Genomic DNA, 13,809 nt, shown 5'->3' with positions numbered 1-13,809 from the left:
GTGTGGGAGAAGCTATCGTAATAACGTCTGGAAAAGGCGGGGTTGGTAAAACGACAACTACTGCAAATCTTGGGACTGCATTGGCCCTTCAAGGTAAGAAGGTATGTCTTGTCGACACGGATATTGGTCTTCGAAATCTTGATGTTATTCTGGGACTCGAAAACCGGATTATCTATGACTTAGTAGATGTAATTGAAGGGCGTTGCAAAGTGCACCAAGCACTTGTGAAAGATAAACGATTTGAAGGTGCGCTCTTTCTATTACCAGCTGCACAAACAACGGATAAAAATGCCATAAATGGCGAACAAATGAAAAAACTAGTCGATGATTTAAAAAGAGATTACGATTATGTTTTGATAGATTGTCCAGCCGGGATTGAACAAGGGTACAAAAATGCAGTCGCAGGTGCGGATCGTGCAATTGTTGTAACGACACCTGAAATTTCAGCAGTCCGTGATGCAGATCGGATTATTGGACTCCTTGAACAAGAAGATATTGAACCACCAAAACTTATTATTAATCGCATTAAGCGCCAGCTTGTTTCAAGCGGCGACGCGCTTGATGTCAACGAAATAACAACGCATTTATCTATTGATTTACTTGGTATTGTACTGGACGATGAAAGTGTAATTTCCTCATCCAACAAAGGTGAGCCTATTGTAATGGATCCATCTAATGCTGCAGCAATAGGATACCGTAACATTGCCCGCCGAATTCTTGGTGAATCCGTTCCACTGATGTCCTTAGATACGGGGAAACTTGGATTTTTCGGGAAACTGAAATCTATCTTCTCTAAATAAAGATTGAAAACCCTCGACGCGTTTCTATAAGGCGTTGGGGGTTTTTTCACGGGAGATCCTTTGGATGGTTGTCCCTATCTTCTCCGGATAATATTCCGACCACCTTTGTCATATACTAAAAAAAACGGGTGGTGTGACCGGATGAAATGGCGGACGAAGTGGTTTTTTGCGATTGTACTAACCATCGGGGTCATCGGGGTGACGAAACTGGAAGAGAAAGGAGTAATCGATGAGCCAGTCACGCAATACATCACAACTGGTGAAGATTTTTTAGTGATGAAAAAATGGGTAGCATCGATACTGGAAGAGTCGGATGGAGACCAAGTCGCAGTATCTGTAAGTCAAAAGGGAGAACCGCTCTCGTTGTATGAGTCAATGCAGCCATACAAAGACGGTGTCCTTATTTCTTATGAGAGCCCACTAGCGATTGAAGCGCAAGGAAATGGTTTAATCATCTTCACGGGATATACACGGAGAACGGGCAAGACTGTAACTGTACTTTACGATAGCGGTGACGAAGTCACTTACGGCTTTGTTGGCACTTTTTCCAAATTACCATATACAACGGTGAAAAGAGGGGACACACTTGCCCTTATGGATGTAGGTGCAATATTTCTTATGGTAAAACAAGGCGGGGCCAAGCTGGATTCCTCTATGTTGCCGGCATATCTTTCTGGTTCAGCGGAATGAGCGAATGAAATTTCGTTTGCATCCAGTGCTGTTGCCGGTTTTTTTGTATCTAATGATTGTAGGTGGTTTGTCTGTCTATGTTCTCGTTTTTATCTCGCTCCTACTTCACGAACTTGGTCATCTTATCGCCGCCAAATTAACGGGAATGCGCGTGCGATCGTGCATAATCATGCCTTACGGAGGAGAAATTGTTATACCGGGTCGTCTGTTGGCTCCAAAAAAGGACCGCTTGCTTGTCGCGCTAGGGGGGCCTATCGCAACAATCATTCTTCTTCTTCTTTCTCTCTTTATTTCATTTCCGGGTGGCGATTTATTCGTACGAATTCAACTTGGCTTACTGCTACTCAATCTGTTGCCCATTCTCCCACTTGATGGTGGACAGGCGCTTGTTGCATTGCTTGAAACAGGAGATACAAAATATAACACAAGAACGATAATGATTATCTACTCGATTTTATTTCTTTCCGCGGCTATCATTTTGTTAATCACTCATCTCCCAACAACCATTCCGTATATTTTACTAGCAATTTTTCTCTTAATCCAAAACATTTCGGCCTTTCGTTATCGTAAATATGAAAAAGCATTTATAGAATTAAAATTAAAACAGTTGACGAAGTGAATTATACGTGGTAATATTCAAATGTTATTGTTTGTAGCGCACCCGTGCTACAACCGCGCTGAAAAGGTTTAAGTATCCAGTCGGATCACCTTTTAAGGCGAGTCTGAGTTTAAGAGGAGGTGCAAGTATGTACGCAATTATTGAAACTGGCGGAAAACAAATTAAAGTTGAACAAGGTCAGGAAGTTTACATCGAGAAGTTAGCTGGTGAAGTTAACGACGTTGTTACTTTTGACAAAGTATTATTCGTAGGTGGAGAAGACGTAAAAGTTGGCGTTCCATTCGTGGAAGGGGCTTCTGTAACAGCGAAAGTTGTTGAACAAGGTCGCGCTAAGAAAATTACAGTCTTTAAATATAAGCCGAAGAAGAATTACCACAGAAAGCTAGGTCATCGTCAACCATTTACTAAAGTCGTCATTGACGGCATTAACTTGTAAGGTCGACATGATTAAAATTATTGTTAATAAAGACCAATCGGGTCGCATCCATTCATTTGAGATGACAGGCCACGCAGATTTTGCAGAACATGGAAAAGATCTTGTATGTGCAGGTGCATCGGCCGTATCTTTCGGTGCAGTCAATGCAATTATCTCACTTACAGGCAAGACACCGAAAATCCGTCAAGGATCAGATGGTGGGTACTTGAGCATCTCACTTCCACAATCTCCAGAAGATGATCACGATATACAGTTGATTGTTAAAGCGATGATTGTTTCTTTACAAACGATTGAACACGACTATGGGCAACATATAAAAATCATCTTCAAAAAGTAGGAGGTGGCACATATGCTACGTTTAGATCTCCAGTTTTTCGCATCGAAAAAAGGAGTAGGATCGACTCGAAACGGTCGTGATTCTCATTCAAAACGTCTAGGAGCAAAACGCTCAGACGGACAACTTGTTACAGGCGGATCAATCCTTTACCGTCAACGCGGAACGAAAATACATCCTGGCGAGAACGTTGGTCGCGGGAGTGATGATACTCTTTACGCGAAAATTGATGGTGTCGTGCGCTTTGAGCGTCTCGGCCGCAATAAAAAGAAAGTCAGCGTTTACACTGAAGCACAAGAAGCGTAATCAACTGACAAGAAGGACTGCATTTAATGTGCAGTCCTTTTTTTATTTCATCGTAAAAAATGTTATACTAGGTTTATGAAAAAAATGGTGGAGTGTGAATAATGGGGAAATCGAGGCTAACCACATTGGATGCGCTAAAATTTTCGCGCCATGACTTTTTAAATGAACTTCAACTTGTTCTAATGTACATCGACCTTGGTGAACCTTTAAAAGCAAAAAAAGCAATTTTAAATGCTACGAACGATATACGGCAAGTATCGATGTTGGGGAAGCTTGGACTTCCCGAGACAGAACAATGGATTAGTACATTTAGTTGGATGTACACTGCATTTCAAACAAAGCTTTCTTGCACAATCGAATCGGGAGTCCGTAAAGTGGATGATTTAGCTGTTGCATCTTATCTTGCATATGTATTTAGTGATATACAAGAACTGCTTGATGCATCATTTGAATACGAAGCAAGTATCGAAGTTCGTGCAACGTCTACTGATTGGTTGATAGATATTACAATCCAAGGTCCGTTAATCGAAAAACAACAATTACCGAAAGTCGAAAAAGGCTTTCATGTAGAAGAAACAATTTTAAAGAATCTATGGAAGCTCACAATTAGTGGGAATTAGGAGGAAAATTAATGTTTGTCGATCATGTAAAAATATTTGTTAAAGGTGGCGACGGTGGAGACGGGATGGTTGCGTTTCGCCGGGAGAAGTATATCGCATACGGTGGTCCAGCAGGTGGTGACGGAGGAAAAGGAGCCGATGTTGTATTTATCGTAGACGAAGGGCTTCGTACGCTGATGGATTTTCGCTACCAACGCCATTTTAAAGCACCTCGCGGGGAGCATGGTGGTAGTAAAAACCAACACGGTAGAAATGCTATTGATATGGTTGTCAAAGTTCCACCTGGTACAGTCGTAACAGATGCAGAAGATGGTTCTATAATTGCAGACCTAGTTGAACATGGACAAACTGCCGTCATCGCAAAAGGCGGTCGTGGAGGTCGTGGGAATAGCCGATTTGCAACATCACAAAACCCGGCACCTGAACTGTCGGAAATGGGCGAACCTGGACATGACCGGGAAATTGCATTGGAACTTAAAGTACTTGCAGATGCTGGATTAGTTGGATTTCCAAGCGTTGGTAAATCAACATTGCTTTCTGTTGTCTCTGCGGCGAAACCTAAAATAGCTGATTATCATTTTACAACGCTCGTTCCAAACCTTGGGATGGTTGAGATTGAGGATGGCCGTGGATTTGCGCTCGCTGACCTTCCTGGGCTTATTGAAGGTGCACATGAGGGAATTGGTCTTGGTCATCAGTTCTTGCGTCATATCGAACGTACACGCGTTATAATACATGTGATAGACATGTCGGGACTTGAAGGACGCGATCCATATGAGGATTACAATACAATTAACGAAGAACTGGAACAATACAATTTAAGACTAACCGAACGTCCGCAAATTATTGTTGCAAACAAAATGGATATGCCTGATGCGGAAGAAAATCTTCGTTTATTTAAAGAAAAACTTGCAGATGACAATGCGATGATATTCCCAATATCAGCACTTACAAGAAAAGGTTTGGATAAACTTTTATTTGCGGTAGCAGACTTGCTTGAAGTAACTTCGGAATTCTCGCTCAATGAGATTATAGAAGACGATGAAAATGCTGTTCTTTACAAGCATAAAGGTGACGATATAGACTTTGAAATTTCTCGTGATGACGACGGTGCATTTGTATTGTCTGGTTATACAATTGAACGTCTCTTTAAAATGACTGATTTCAACTTTGACCAATCTGTTCGGAAATTCGCTCGTCAAATGCGCGGCATGGGAATCGATGACGCCCTTCGTGAGCGTGGCGCAAAAGATGGGGATACAGTTCGTCTTCTTAATTTCGAATTCGAATTCCTTGAGTAAGTAATAGAACAGACCTTGGCAAAGGGGGATAGGGCATGAAACAGTTAGGTGAAGGTCGCTTTTACTTAGTTAGAGAAGATGTGCTTACTGAATCGATGCAAAAGACAATCGAAGCTAAACAACTTTTGGCAAATGGAGATGAAACAACAATTCAGGAAGCCGCAAAAAGGGTAGGATTGTCTAGAAGTGCATTTTATAAATACCGCGATACGGTCTTCCCCTTTGAATCGATTGCACGCGAGCGAATACTTACGATTTTCATTCAACTTGAGGATCGTAAAGGATCTCTTGCGATGTTACTTGGAGTTGTCTCGGAAGCGAAGTGCAATGTCCTTACGATTCACCAAACTATTCCAGTCCAAGCGAGGGCGAATATTACATTGTCGCTAGATGTTACAGAAATGCTAATAACAATGGAGGAGCTCCTACAACGACTGAAAACGCCTGATTTTGTCGACTCAGTCACATTAGTTAGTTCGGGGGCTCTTTAATTTTAGGAGGCTATTAGAGTGGAAGAAAAACAATTTACTCCTTCGGTTGCCTATTTGGGTCCGGAAGCAACATTCACACATATTGCAACAAACTTTCTTTTTGGGTCATCGGGATTGTCTCCGCAACCAACGATTCCAGACTGTATCGAGGCGGTGACGGCTGGTATTGTTGCTTATGCCGTTGTCCCACTTGAAAATGCATTGGAAGGTTCAGTCCCTTTAACAATCGACTACATGTCGAAGGGGAGCGAACTATTCATTAATGCAGAAGTGTCCATCCCGATTGAGCAACACCTTATGGTAAATAAAAAGCAAATCGATTTTGTGAATGAAATTGAGTCAGTTCAATCCCATCCACATGCTCTTGCCCAGTGCCATAAGTATCTTATATATAATTACCGAAAAGTTCCACTCATTCAAACGACATCGACTGCTGCAGCGGCGAAATACATTTCAGAAAATCCTGATGAAAAAATTGCAGCGATTGGAAATAGACTTGCAGCTAAAAAATATGATTTACATATTGTAGAAGAAAACATCCATGATTTTCATTTTAATCATACACGGTTTGTCGTATTGTCTTTACGTAAAGGAAATTTGGAAAATCCAAATCATTCTTCCTTATCAAAGACAACGCTAATGATTAAGCTTCCTGAGGATGACCGTCCAGGGGTTCTTCATCAAGTTCTATCGGTTTTTTCGTGGCGTAGGCTCAATTTAAGTAAAATTGAATCTCGTCCGCTGAAGACGGGCCTTGGAAAATACTTTTTCATTATTGATGTACTTGAATCCGAGGAGCATCCAATGATGAAAGGTGCAATGGAAGAACTAATTGCACTTAATTGTGTTGTACGATCTCTTGGAAGTTATTTTACATACGAACAAAAGCCGTCTCGTCCTTGATTGAAGGGTGAGCGGCTTTTTTTGCTTGAATTGTGAAGTTTTCAACTTTTAATTCCGCATAAATAAGCTCTTTTCGCATATAAATGGCAAGAGGGAATGCCTCGTTGGAATTTCGCATCACAAGGGCGAGCATTCGGTCATACGATGGATTGATGGAAGGGGGAAGTTTTTTAGTGAAAGTTCATGTTGTTGTTAGAGGGGATACATTGTGGAAAATTTCAAGGCAGTATGGAATTCCGTTTGAGGAATTGAAAAGAGTCAATGCGCATCTAGCAAACCCGGATTATATCGTGCCAGGTATGAAAATATTTCTACCCGAAAAACATTCAGGAAGTAAAGGTGAGGGAAAAGAACATGTGAAAGGTGGCGGAACAGGTCCAGAGCATGTAAAGCCTACAACACCTGCCAAACCAGAACATAGACCAGAACACAAACAAGAACACAAACCAGCACACAAACCAGAACACAAACCAGCACACAAACAAGAACACAAACAAGAACACAAACCAGCACACAAACAAGAACACAAACAAGAACACAAACCAGCACACAAACAAGAACACAAACAAGAACACAAACCAGAACATAGACCAGAACACAAACCAGCAACACCAATTCCGAAACCGACACCGCCAATACCGCCAGTACAACCAGTGCCACCGATGCAACCCATGCCACCGCAGATGCACCCAATGCCACCGATGCCACCGCAGATGCACCCAATTTATGCTATTCCATGTGGTTGGATGCCTATTTTCGATGCGGATTGTCATCCTTTTATACACCCGGGACAAATTCAACATGTACCTATGCCGGCGGCTCCACCACCGATGCCGTCACCCACTTTTCAAGAGCCGGTTTTTGGAATCGATGATGAAACCTATCTTGAAAGTACGGGACCTATTCCAATGCCAAAACCCGTTCAAAATTCGGTTCCATATGGTTGGAAAATGCTTGAATCGCCAGAATTTCCGTTTGAAGAACCATTAACGTTTAACAGACCGGCTCCTCAACCGTCGCCTGAATTTATTCAGCAAGAAGAATCAGCGATTGAACAAGAGCAGTTCAATCAGCCGGAGTTTCAACAACCGATGATGCCTTATCCGCCAATGCAAATGCCGATGAACCCTTGCGGATGTCCTCCTGCTTCAAATTGTGGTTGTGGTGGGTCTTATTCAATGCCAGCGCAAGCACCAATGAATTTTTGCAATGCGTGCAGCCAACCAATTCAAGCGATGCCATACCCAATGATGCCTTATCCACAACACAGGCATAATTGGTATGGGTCATACTGAGCGGCGTATGATTACAGATGGGAAACTGAAGAAGATCAAGGAGAACGTCTGGAAGCTAGAAAGAGAGGGTGCTTGTTTTTCCGTTAAGCAGTACTACTCCTCTTCCGTTGCGGTGAAAGTGAATCATATCCACGATGTACTTGGGTCGGTTTCGTTCCCACATATTGTACCAGTAGTACCAACGGAAGATAGCCTAATATTTATTCAACCGTGGCTTGACGGGGTAAGGCCAGTTAACTTTAAAAAAAGGGCGGATCGTACCGATTCACTTGCCGCATTGCAAGGGCTACATGAAACGAAAAGTCGAGTCGACTGGGCTGCATCTGTTTACTTACATCCATACCCGCTAGTTGAAAAGTGGGAAGAAAGAATTAGCCGTTTTCGAAAAGTAAGTGTTGCTTGCGAGGAATACATCGGAAAAAGTGCAGTCGATGAAATTCTATTTTATGCCGTAAATGCACTAAGCATAGTAAAAAAAACGTATCGGGATCATTTAGATGGAACATTGCTTCACGGCGATGTTGTTCACCACAATATACTTCGGGATAAAGATGGAATTATTCGTTTCATCGATTTCGATCTTGCAAGCACAGGGCCCGCGGGTACCGAAATTGCATTATGGGTTCACCGAGTACTTCCACAAATTGAATATGACATTGAGTTTCTTATCAATGAACAACCCTCATTACAAAAGTTAGATGACTCTTCAAAATCACTGCTTTTATTTCCAAATGAATTGCTTCGTGAATGGCTTCATTTCTTTACGTTGTCACCAACGAGCCAAGAAAAACAGGTGAAAAACCTACTCCCTTTTACGAAGTCTGCACTCTCACATTGGCCAAAATTATGGTATAATGTAGAGCGGATGAAAAATTAGGGGGTTTACAATATGGCAGGACATTCCAAGTGGAATAATATTAAAAACCGTAAAGGCGCACAAGATGCAAAACGCGGTAAGGTTTTTCAAAAAATGTCTAAAGAAATCTTTGTAGCGGCAAAAGCAGGTGGCCCGGATCCAGATATGAATCCAGCGCTTCGTCTTGCCGTTGAGAAAGCAAAAAGTGTGAACGTTCCAAACGACATTATAAAACGTGCAATCGATAAATCAACGGGGGCAGGTTCGGATGAAAACTATGATGAAATCATCTATGAGGGATACGGTCCCGGTGGCGTTGCAGTTCTTGTTTTCTGTTTGACAGAAAATAGAAATCGTACGGCACCCAATGTACGTTTGGCGTTCAGTAAAAACGGCGGAAACCTTGGAGAAAGTGGATCGGTTGGATATATGTTTGATCGTAAAGGCCGCATGTTTATTGAGCGGACAGAAGAAACTGATGAAGATGCGGTTATGATGGCAGCGTTGGAAGCGGGCGCCGAAGATATCGAATCGACAGAAGAAGGATTCGAAATCGTGACAACTCCAACTGATTTCTTGCAAGTAAAGGCATCTCTTGAGGCTGAAGGAATTGAATTCATTTCCGCGGATATCGAAATGATTCCGTCAATGTATACGGCGGTTACTGAAGAACATGAAGAGAAATTCGACAATATGATTGAAATGCTGGAAGATGACGAAGATGTTCAGGACGTTTATCATAATGCTGAAGGTTAAGCACTTATTCAAGGTGGCCGCTAATACAGCGGCCATTTTTCCTGTTCTAAGTTCATTGCGAAATGGATAATCGGTAGAAAGGGCGTTCGTATGTTATAATCGGACGTATAGTTATCAGGGGGTTATTTTGTGTACGATTACATAAAAGGGCAAGTCACGCGTGTGACGCCCGAATATATTACGCTTGAGCAAAGCGGTGTTGGTTGGCTCATTATGACGCCGAATCCGTATTCATTTCATAAAACAGAAGAAATTCAACAAGTGTTCACATATTTGCATGTGCGGCAAGATATTCAGTTGCTGCTCGGTTTTAAGACGCTTGAGCAAAGGGAATTATTTAAAAAGCTAATTACTGTTTCTGGCATTGGGCCAAAAGGTGCATTGGCAATTCTTGCGAGCGGCATACCTTCCCAAGTAATTGGAGCTATTGAGCGAGAAGACGAAGCGTTTCTTGTCCAATTTCCGGGTGTCGGAAAAAAGACGGCCCGTCAAATGATTCTTGACTTAAAAGGTAAATTACATGATCTATTCAGTGAAATCGACATGCCGAATGATGAATTCAGTTTGCTGACAATGGCTGAAAACGGTGCACTTGATGAAGCGATTCTTGCACTTGAAGCACTTGGTTATTCGCAGCGAGAACTAACGAAAGTGAAACCGAAACTTGAAGAGCTAGAAGAGCTAGATACAGAAGGCTATATGAAAAAAGCACTTCAGCTTTTACTTAGAAAGTAATCGATTGAGCGTTAAAAGAAAAGGGGGTTGAACGATGGAGGACCGTGTCATGTCAGGAGAAACAACGAATTTTGATGAGCGATTTGAACAGTCGCTTAGACCACAGTTTCTAAGCCAATATATAGGGCAGGAAAAAGTGAAGGATAATCTCGGTATTTTTATCGAGGCGGCAAGGGGCCGGAGTGAAAGTTTAGACCACGTTCTATTATACGGACCTCCTGGCCTTGGTAAAACGACGTTAGCAACTGTTATAGCTAATGAGATGGATGTCAATATTCGAATGACGAGCGGACCCGCTATCGAACGCCCAGGCGATCTAGCAGCGGTCGTTTCTTCACTTGAACCAGGAGACGTTTTGTTCATCGATGAAATTCATCGTTTGAACCGATCTATTGAAGAAGTTTTGTATCCCGCAATGGAAGACTTCTGTCTGGATATCGTTGTAGGCAAAGGGCCCACCGCACGATCGATTAGATTGGACTTACCACCGTTTACACTTATCGGTGCAACGACAAGGGCGGGCGCATTATCGGCCCCGTTACGCGACCGTTTTGGTGTTCCGCTACGTTTGGAGTTTTATAACGAAGAACCATTAACGGAGATTGTCGTTCGAAGCGCGGATATTTTCGAAGTATCTATCGACCGACAAGCAGCAAACGAAATCGCTAAACGATCTCGTGGGACGCCGCGGATTGCAAACCGTCTCCTTCGTCGTGTGCGTGATTATGCACAAGTAAGAGGGGACGGAAACATTACTTTGCAAACAGCTCAGGAAGCCCTTGAGATGCTGCAAGTCGACTCCCATGGCCTTGATCATATTGATCATAAGTTAATAACAGGAATGATTGAACGATTCCGCGGTGGGCCAGTTGGTATAGATACAATCGCTGCAAGTATTGGCGAAGAATCTGTGACGATTGAAGATGTATACGAACCATATTTACTACAAATTGGTTTCATCCAACGAACACCGCGTGGTAGAGTGGTGTCGCGACTTGCTTATGATCATTTTGGTTATGTTGCACCAGACGAGACAGATTATTAACAGAATATAAAAGGTGGAAATAGTTATGGATGTAAATGATTTTGATTTTGATTTACCCGAATCACTTATTGCTCAAACACCGCTTCAGGACCGGACGGCAAGTCGGCTAATGGTGCTCGATAAAGTGACGGGGGATTTACGACACAAAAAGTTCTCAAATATTGTTGACGAACTACAAAAAGGTGATTTGCTCGTTTTAAACGACACGCGGGTTCTTCCTGCACGGCTTATGGGTGTAAAAGAGGAAACAGGCGCGGCGATTGAAGTGCTCTTACTGAAAGAGCAAGGATCTGACGAGTGGGAAACGCTTGTTAAGCCAGCAAAACGTATTAAGATAGGAAACATTGTATCGTTCGGTGAGGGTCGTTTGAAGGCGGAATGTACGGGCATTTTAGAACAAGGTGGACGTGTATTTAAATTCATTTACGAAGGAATTTTCTACGAAATTCTAGATGAGCTTGGGAATATGCCATTACCTCCTTATATTACAGAAACGCTGGAGGATAAGGAGCGCTACCAAACGGTGTTTGCGAAAGAACGCGGCTCGGCTGCTGCACCTACGGCAGGCCTCCATTTTACGGATGAAATTTTAGATACGATTCGTCAAAAAGGAGTCCGTATTGCATTCGTTACATTGCATGTTGGTCTTGGAACGTTTCGACCTGTCAGCGTCAATACAATCGCGGATCATACGATGCACTCGGAATATTACAATGTGTCGGAAAGTACGGCAGATGCGATAAATGCTACGAAGGCCAACGGTGGACGAGTCATTGCAGTTGGTACGACGTCTGCAAGAACGCTTGAAACAATCGGTACGGCGAATGCGGGGAAAATTGTACCATCAAGCGGGTGGACGTCGATCTTTATTTTCCCGGGTTATGAGTTCAGTATTTTAGACGGACTGTTAACGAATTTTCATTTACCCAAATCAACGCTAATTATGCTTGTCTCAGCACTTTCAACGCGTGAACATGTCATTTCAGCGTATGAAAAAGCAATAGAGGAAAACTATCGCTTTTTTAGCTTTGGCGACGCGATGTTTATAAAACCTCCGGAAAGAAAGGAATTTTAATATGCCAGCAATTCGTTACGAACATATAAAAACATGTAAACAAACTGGGGCACGTCTTGGGATTGTCCATACACCCCACGGTTCTTTTGAAACACCTACGTTTATGCCAGTCGGTACACAGGCGACAGTAAAAACAATGTCACCAGAAGAATTAAAAGCACTTGGTGCGGGAATTATTTTAAGCAACACGTATCATTTATGGCTTCGTCCAGGGCATGATATCGTGAAAGAAGCAGGCGGTCTGCACAAATTCATGAACTGGGATCGACCGATACTAACAGATTCAGGCGGCTTCCAAGTATTTTCACTAAGTAAGTTCAGAACCATTGAAGAAGAAGGAGTCCATTTCAGGCATCATTTGAATGGCAGCAAACTCTTTTTAAGCCCTGAAAAAGCAACGGAGATTCAAAATGCACTCGGTGCGGATATTATGATGGCATTCGATGAATGTCCACCCTATCCCGCAACGTTTGAATATATGAAAGCAAGCGTTGAGCGGACATCTAGATGGGCGGAACGGTGCTTGACTGCACATGCTCGTCCAAATGATCAAGGTCTTTTCGGAATTGTTCAAGGTGGAGAATTTGAAGCGCTCAGAACACAAAGTGCAAAAGATCTTGTGTCGCTTGATTTTCCGGGGTATGCCATTGGTGGTCTTTCAGTCGGCGAATCAAAAGAAGTGATGAACGAAGTACTTGAATTTACGACACCACTTTTACCGCAAGACAAGCCCCGCTACTTAATGGGTGTTGGATCACCAGGATCTCTTATCGATGGAGCGATTCGGGGGATTGACATGTTTGACTGTGTACTCCCTACGCGTATTGCACGAAATGGTACATTGATGACGAGCGAAGGGCGTATGAATATTAAAAATGCGAAATTCGAACGCGATTTCCGTCCGCTCGATGAAAAATGTACGTGTCACGTTTGTAAAAATTACAGCCGTGCATATATTCGTCATTTAATACGTGCGGACGAGACATTCGGAATTCGATTGACTTCTTACCACAACTTGCACTTCCTAGTCAATCTAATGGAACAAGTTCGTGAAGCAATACGTGAAGATCGCCTCGGTAATTTCCGTGAAGAGTTTTTTGAAAGCTACGGATTGAATAAACCGAATGCAAAAAACTTCTGAATCTTGTATAATGAAAACAGGTTGAAAGGGGGATAATAATGAATGCTACTTTAATGAATCTACTGCCGTTCATCGCGATGTTTGCTGTAATGTGGTTTTTGCTCATCCGACCGGCACAAAAGAGACAAAAAGCGACCAAGACAATGCAAAGCGAATTAAAACGTGGAGACGCGGTTATTACAATTGGCGGAATTCACGGTACGATAGATGCTGTTGATGATTCGACAATTTATCTAAAGGTGTCCGATACGACGACGCTTCAATTTGATCGTCAAGCAGTTGGGCGTGTAAACAGCTAATCGAAAAAATGCTTCAATAAGGTAGTAGCCAAACAGGTTCGATTCTGTGGCTACTGCCTTTTTTATGTTCGCGTATATATTACAAAGTGTAGTGGGCATCCTTAGCA

General features: G+C 42.5%; 18 protein-coding genes and 1 other annotated feature. All 18 genes read left to right on the top strand.

Going from position 1 to position 13,809, the window contains the following annotated elements; translation table 11 throughout:
- Positions 1 to 2: 2 nt before the first annotated feature.
- The 18 genes from minD to yajC all read left to right on the top strand — a co-directional run bounded on the left by minD (position 3) and on the right by yajC (position 13,702).
- Positions 3 to 800, top strand: coding sequence for a septum site-determining protein MinD (minD, locus tag KSU66_RS07915; protein WP_269050883.1), 798 nt, complete (start codon positions 3 to 5; stop codon positions 798 to 800).
- Between the two features lie 141 nt (positions 801 to 941).
- On the top strand, positions 942 to 1,490 hold the full coding sequence (locus tag KSU66_RS07910; RefSeq protein ID WP_269050882.1) for a hypothetical protein: 549 nt from the start codon (positions 942 to 944) through the stop codon (positions 1,488 to 1,490).
- A gap of 4 nt (positions 1,491 to 1,494) precedes the next feature.
- On the top strand, positions 1,495 to 2,109 hold the full coding sequence (locus KSU66_RS07905) for a site-2 protease family protein (protein WP_269050881.1): 615 nt from the start codon (positions 1,495 to 1,497) through the stop codon (positions 2,107 to 2,109).
- 41 nt (positions 2,110 to 2,150) lie between these two features.
- Positions 2,151 to 2,224: a sequence feature (ribosomal protein L21 leader region), on the top strand.
- Positions 2,225 to 2,236: 12 nt separating this feature from the next.
- Complete coding sequence (gene rplU / locus KSU66_RS07900; protein WP_269050880.1) at positions 2,237 to 2,545, top strand: 50S ribosomal protein L21; 309 nt, start codon at positions 2,237 to 2,239, stop codon at positions 2,543 to 2,545.
- Between the two features lie 7 nt (positions 2,546 to 2,552).
- Complete coding sequence (locus KSU66_RS07895; RefSeq protein WP_269050879.1) at positions 2,553 to 2,882, top strand: ribosomal-processing cysteine protease Prp; 330 nt, start codon at positions 2,553 to 2,555, stop codon at positions 2,880 to 2,882.
- A 12-nt stretch (positions 2,883 to 2,894) separates the two neighbouring features.
- Entirely contained in the window at positions 2,895 to 3,185 is a 291-nt protein-coding gene (gene rpmA / locus KSU66_RS07890; RefSeq protein WP_269050878.1) for a 50S ribosomal protein L27, read from the top strand.
- Between the two features lie 101 nt (positions 3,186 to 3,286).
- Positions 3,287 to 3,805: a Spo0B domain-containing protein gene (locus KSU66_RS07885; protein WP_269050877.1), complete on the top strand. Its 519-nt coding sequence runs from the start codon at positions 3,287 to 3,289 to the stop codon at positions 3,803 to 3,805.
- Positions 3,806 to 3,816: 11 nt separating this feature from the next.
- Positions 3,817 to 5,106, top strand: coding sequence for a GTPase ObgE (gene obgE / locus KSU66_RS07880; protein WP_269050876.1), 1,290 nt, complete (start codon positions 3,817 to 3,819; stop codon positions 5,104 to 5,106).
- A 35-nt stretch (positions 5,107 to 5,141) separates the two neighbouring features.
- On the top strand, positions 5,142 to 5,597 hold the full coding sequence (locus tag KSU66_RS07875) for an ACT domain-containing protein (RefSeq protein WP_269050875.1): 456 nt from the start codon (positions 5,142 to 5,144) through the stop codon (positions 5,595 to 5,597).
- An 18-nt stretch (positions 5,598 to 5,615) separates the two neighbouring features.
- On the top strand, positions 5,616 to 6,500 hold the full coding sequence (gene pheA, locus KSU66_RS07870; RefSeq protein ID WP_269050874.1) for a prephenate dehydratase: 885 nt from the start codon (positions 5,616 to 5,618) through the stop codon (positions 6,498 to 6,500).
- A 173-nt stretch (positions 6,501 to 6,673) separates the two neighbouring features.
- A complete protein-coding gene (locus KSU66_RS07865; protein ID WP_269050873.1) occupies positions 6,674 to 7,795 on the top strand; it encodes a LysM peptidoglycan-binding domain-containing protein in 1,122 nt (373 codons plus the stop codon).
- Positions 7,782 to 8,672 carry a phosphotransferase gene (locus KSU66_RS07860; RefSeq protein ID WP_269050872.1) on the top strand — a complete coding sequence of 297 codons (891 nt, stop codon included), beginning with the start codon at positions 7,782 to 7,784 and terminating at the stop codon, positions 8,670 to 8,672. The genes KSU66_RS07865 and KSU66_RS07860 overlap by 14 nt, the downstream gene beginning before the upstream one ends.
- 12 nt (positions 8,673 to 8,684) lie before the next feature.
- Complete coding sequence (locus KSU66_RS07855) at positions 8,685 to 9,407, top strand: YebC/PmpR family DNA-binding transcriptional regulator (RefSeq protein WP_269050871.1); 723 nt, start codon at positions 8,685 to 8,687, stop codon at positions 9,405 to 9,407.
- A 129-nt stretch (positions 9,408 to 9,536) separates the two neighbouring features.
- Complete coding sequence (gene ruvA, locus KSU66_RS07850) at positions 9,537 to 10,142, top strand: Holliday junction branch migration protein RuvA (protein WP_269050870.1); 606 nt, start codon at positions 9,537 to 9,539, stop codon at positions 10,140 to 10,142.
- Positions 10,143 to 10,176: 34 nt separating this feature from the next.
- Entirely contained in the window at positions 10,177 to 11,187 is a 1,011-nt protein-coding gene (ruvB, locus tag KSU66_RS07845; RefSeq protein WP_269050869.1) for a Holliday junction branch migration DNA helicase RuvB, read from the top strand.
- A gap of 25 nt (positions 11,188 to 11,212) precedes the next feature.
- Positions 11,213 to 12,262: a tRNA preQ1(34) S-adenosylmethionine ribosyltransferase-isomerase QueA gene (gene queA / locus KSU66_RS07840; protein ID WP_269050868.1), complete on the top strand. Its 1,050-nt coding sequence runs from the start codon at positions 11,213 to 11,215 to the stop codon at positions 12,260 to 12,262.
- A 1-nt stretch (position 12,263) separates the two neighbouring features.
- Positions 12,264 to 13,403 (top strand): tRNA guanosine(34) transglycosylase Tgt, encoded by a 1,140-nt coding sequence (tgt, locus tag KSU66_RS07835; protein WP_269050867.1) that lies wholly within the window; start codon positions 12,264 to 12,266, stop codon positions 13,401 to 13,403.
- A 38-nt stretch (positions 13,404 to 13,441) separates the two neighbouring features.
- Complete coding sequence (yajC, locus tag KSU66_RS07830; protein ID WP_269050866.1) at positions 13,442 to 13,702, top strand: preprotein translocase subunit YajC; 261 nt, start codon at positions 13,442 to 13,444, stop codon at positions 13,700 to 13,702.
- Positions 13,703 to 13,809 lie beyond the last annotated feature (107 nt).

Source organism: Sporosarcina sp. G11-34, from assembly GCF_026931025.1.
This window is presented reverse-complemented; position numbering and strand designations above follow the sequence as displayed.

Excerpts from the sequence above, each read along its gene's own strand:
- KSU66_RS07875 (WP_269050875.1), top strand. The coding sequence starts at position 5,142 with ATGAAACAGTTAGGTGAAGGTCGCTTTTACTTAGTTAGAGAAGATGTG.
- KSU66_RS07855 (WP_269050871.1), top strand. The coding sequence starts at position 8,685 with ATGGCAGGACATTCCAAGTGGAATAATATTAAAAACCGTAAAGGCGCA.
- KSU66_RS07860 (WP_269050872.1), top strand. The coding sequence starts at position 7,782 with ATGGGTCATACTGAGCGGCGTATGATTACAGATGGGAAACTGAAGAAG.
- ruvB (WP_269050869.1), top strand. The coding sequence starts at position 10,177 with ATGGAGGACCGTGTCATGTCAGGAGAAACAACGAATTTTGATGAGCGA.
- tgt (WP_269050867.1), top strand. The coding sequence starts at position 12,264 with ATGCCAGCAATTCGTTACGAACATATAAAAACATGTAAACAAACTGGG.
- obgE (WP_269050876.1), top strand. The coding sequence starts at position 3,817 with ATGTTTGTCGATCATGTAAAAATATTTGTTAAAGGTGGCGACGGTGGA.
- KSU66_RS07895 (WP_269050879.1), top strand. The coding sequence starts at position 2,553 with ATGATTAAAATTATTGTTAATAAAGACCAATCGGGTCGCATCCATTCA.
- KSU66_RS07905 (WP_269050881.1), top strand. The coding sequence starts at position 1,495 with ATGAAATTTCGTTTGCATCCAGTGCTGTTGCCGGTTTTTTTGTATCTA.
- KSU66_RS07885 (WP_269050877.1), top strand. The coding sequence starts at position 3,287 with ATGGGGAAATCGAGGCTAACCACATTGGATGCGCTAAAATTTTCGCGC.
- KSU66_RS07910 (WP_269050882.1), top strand. The coding sequence starts at position 942 with ATGAAATGGCGGACGAAGTGGTTTTTTGCGATTGTACTAACCATCGGG.
- rpmA (WP_269050878.1), top strand. The coding sequence starts at position 2,895 with ATGCTACGTTTAGATCTCCAGTTTTTCGCATCGAAAAAAGGAGTAGGA.
- rplU (WP_269050880.1), top strand. The coding sequence starts at position 2,237 with ATGTACGCAATTATTGAAACTGGCGGAAAACAAATTAAAGTTGAACAA.
- yajC (WP_269050866.1), top strand. The coding sequence starts at position 13,442 with ATGAATGCTACTTTAATGAATCTACTGCCGTTCATCGCGATGTTTGCT.
- queA (WP_269050868.1), top strand. The coding sequence starts at position 11,213 with ATGGATGTAAATGATTTTGATTTTGATTTACCCGAATCACTTATTGCT.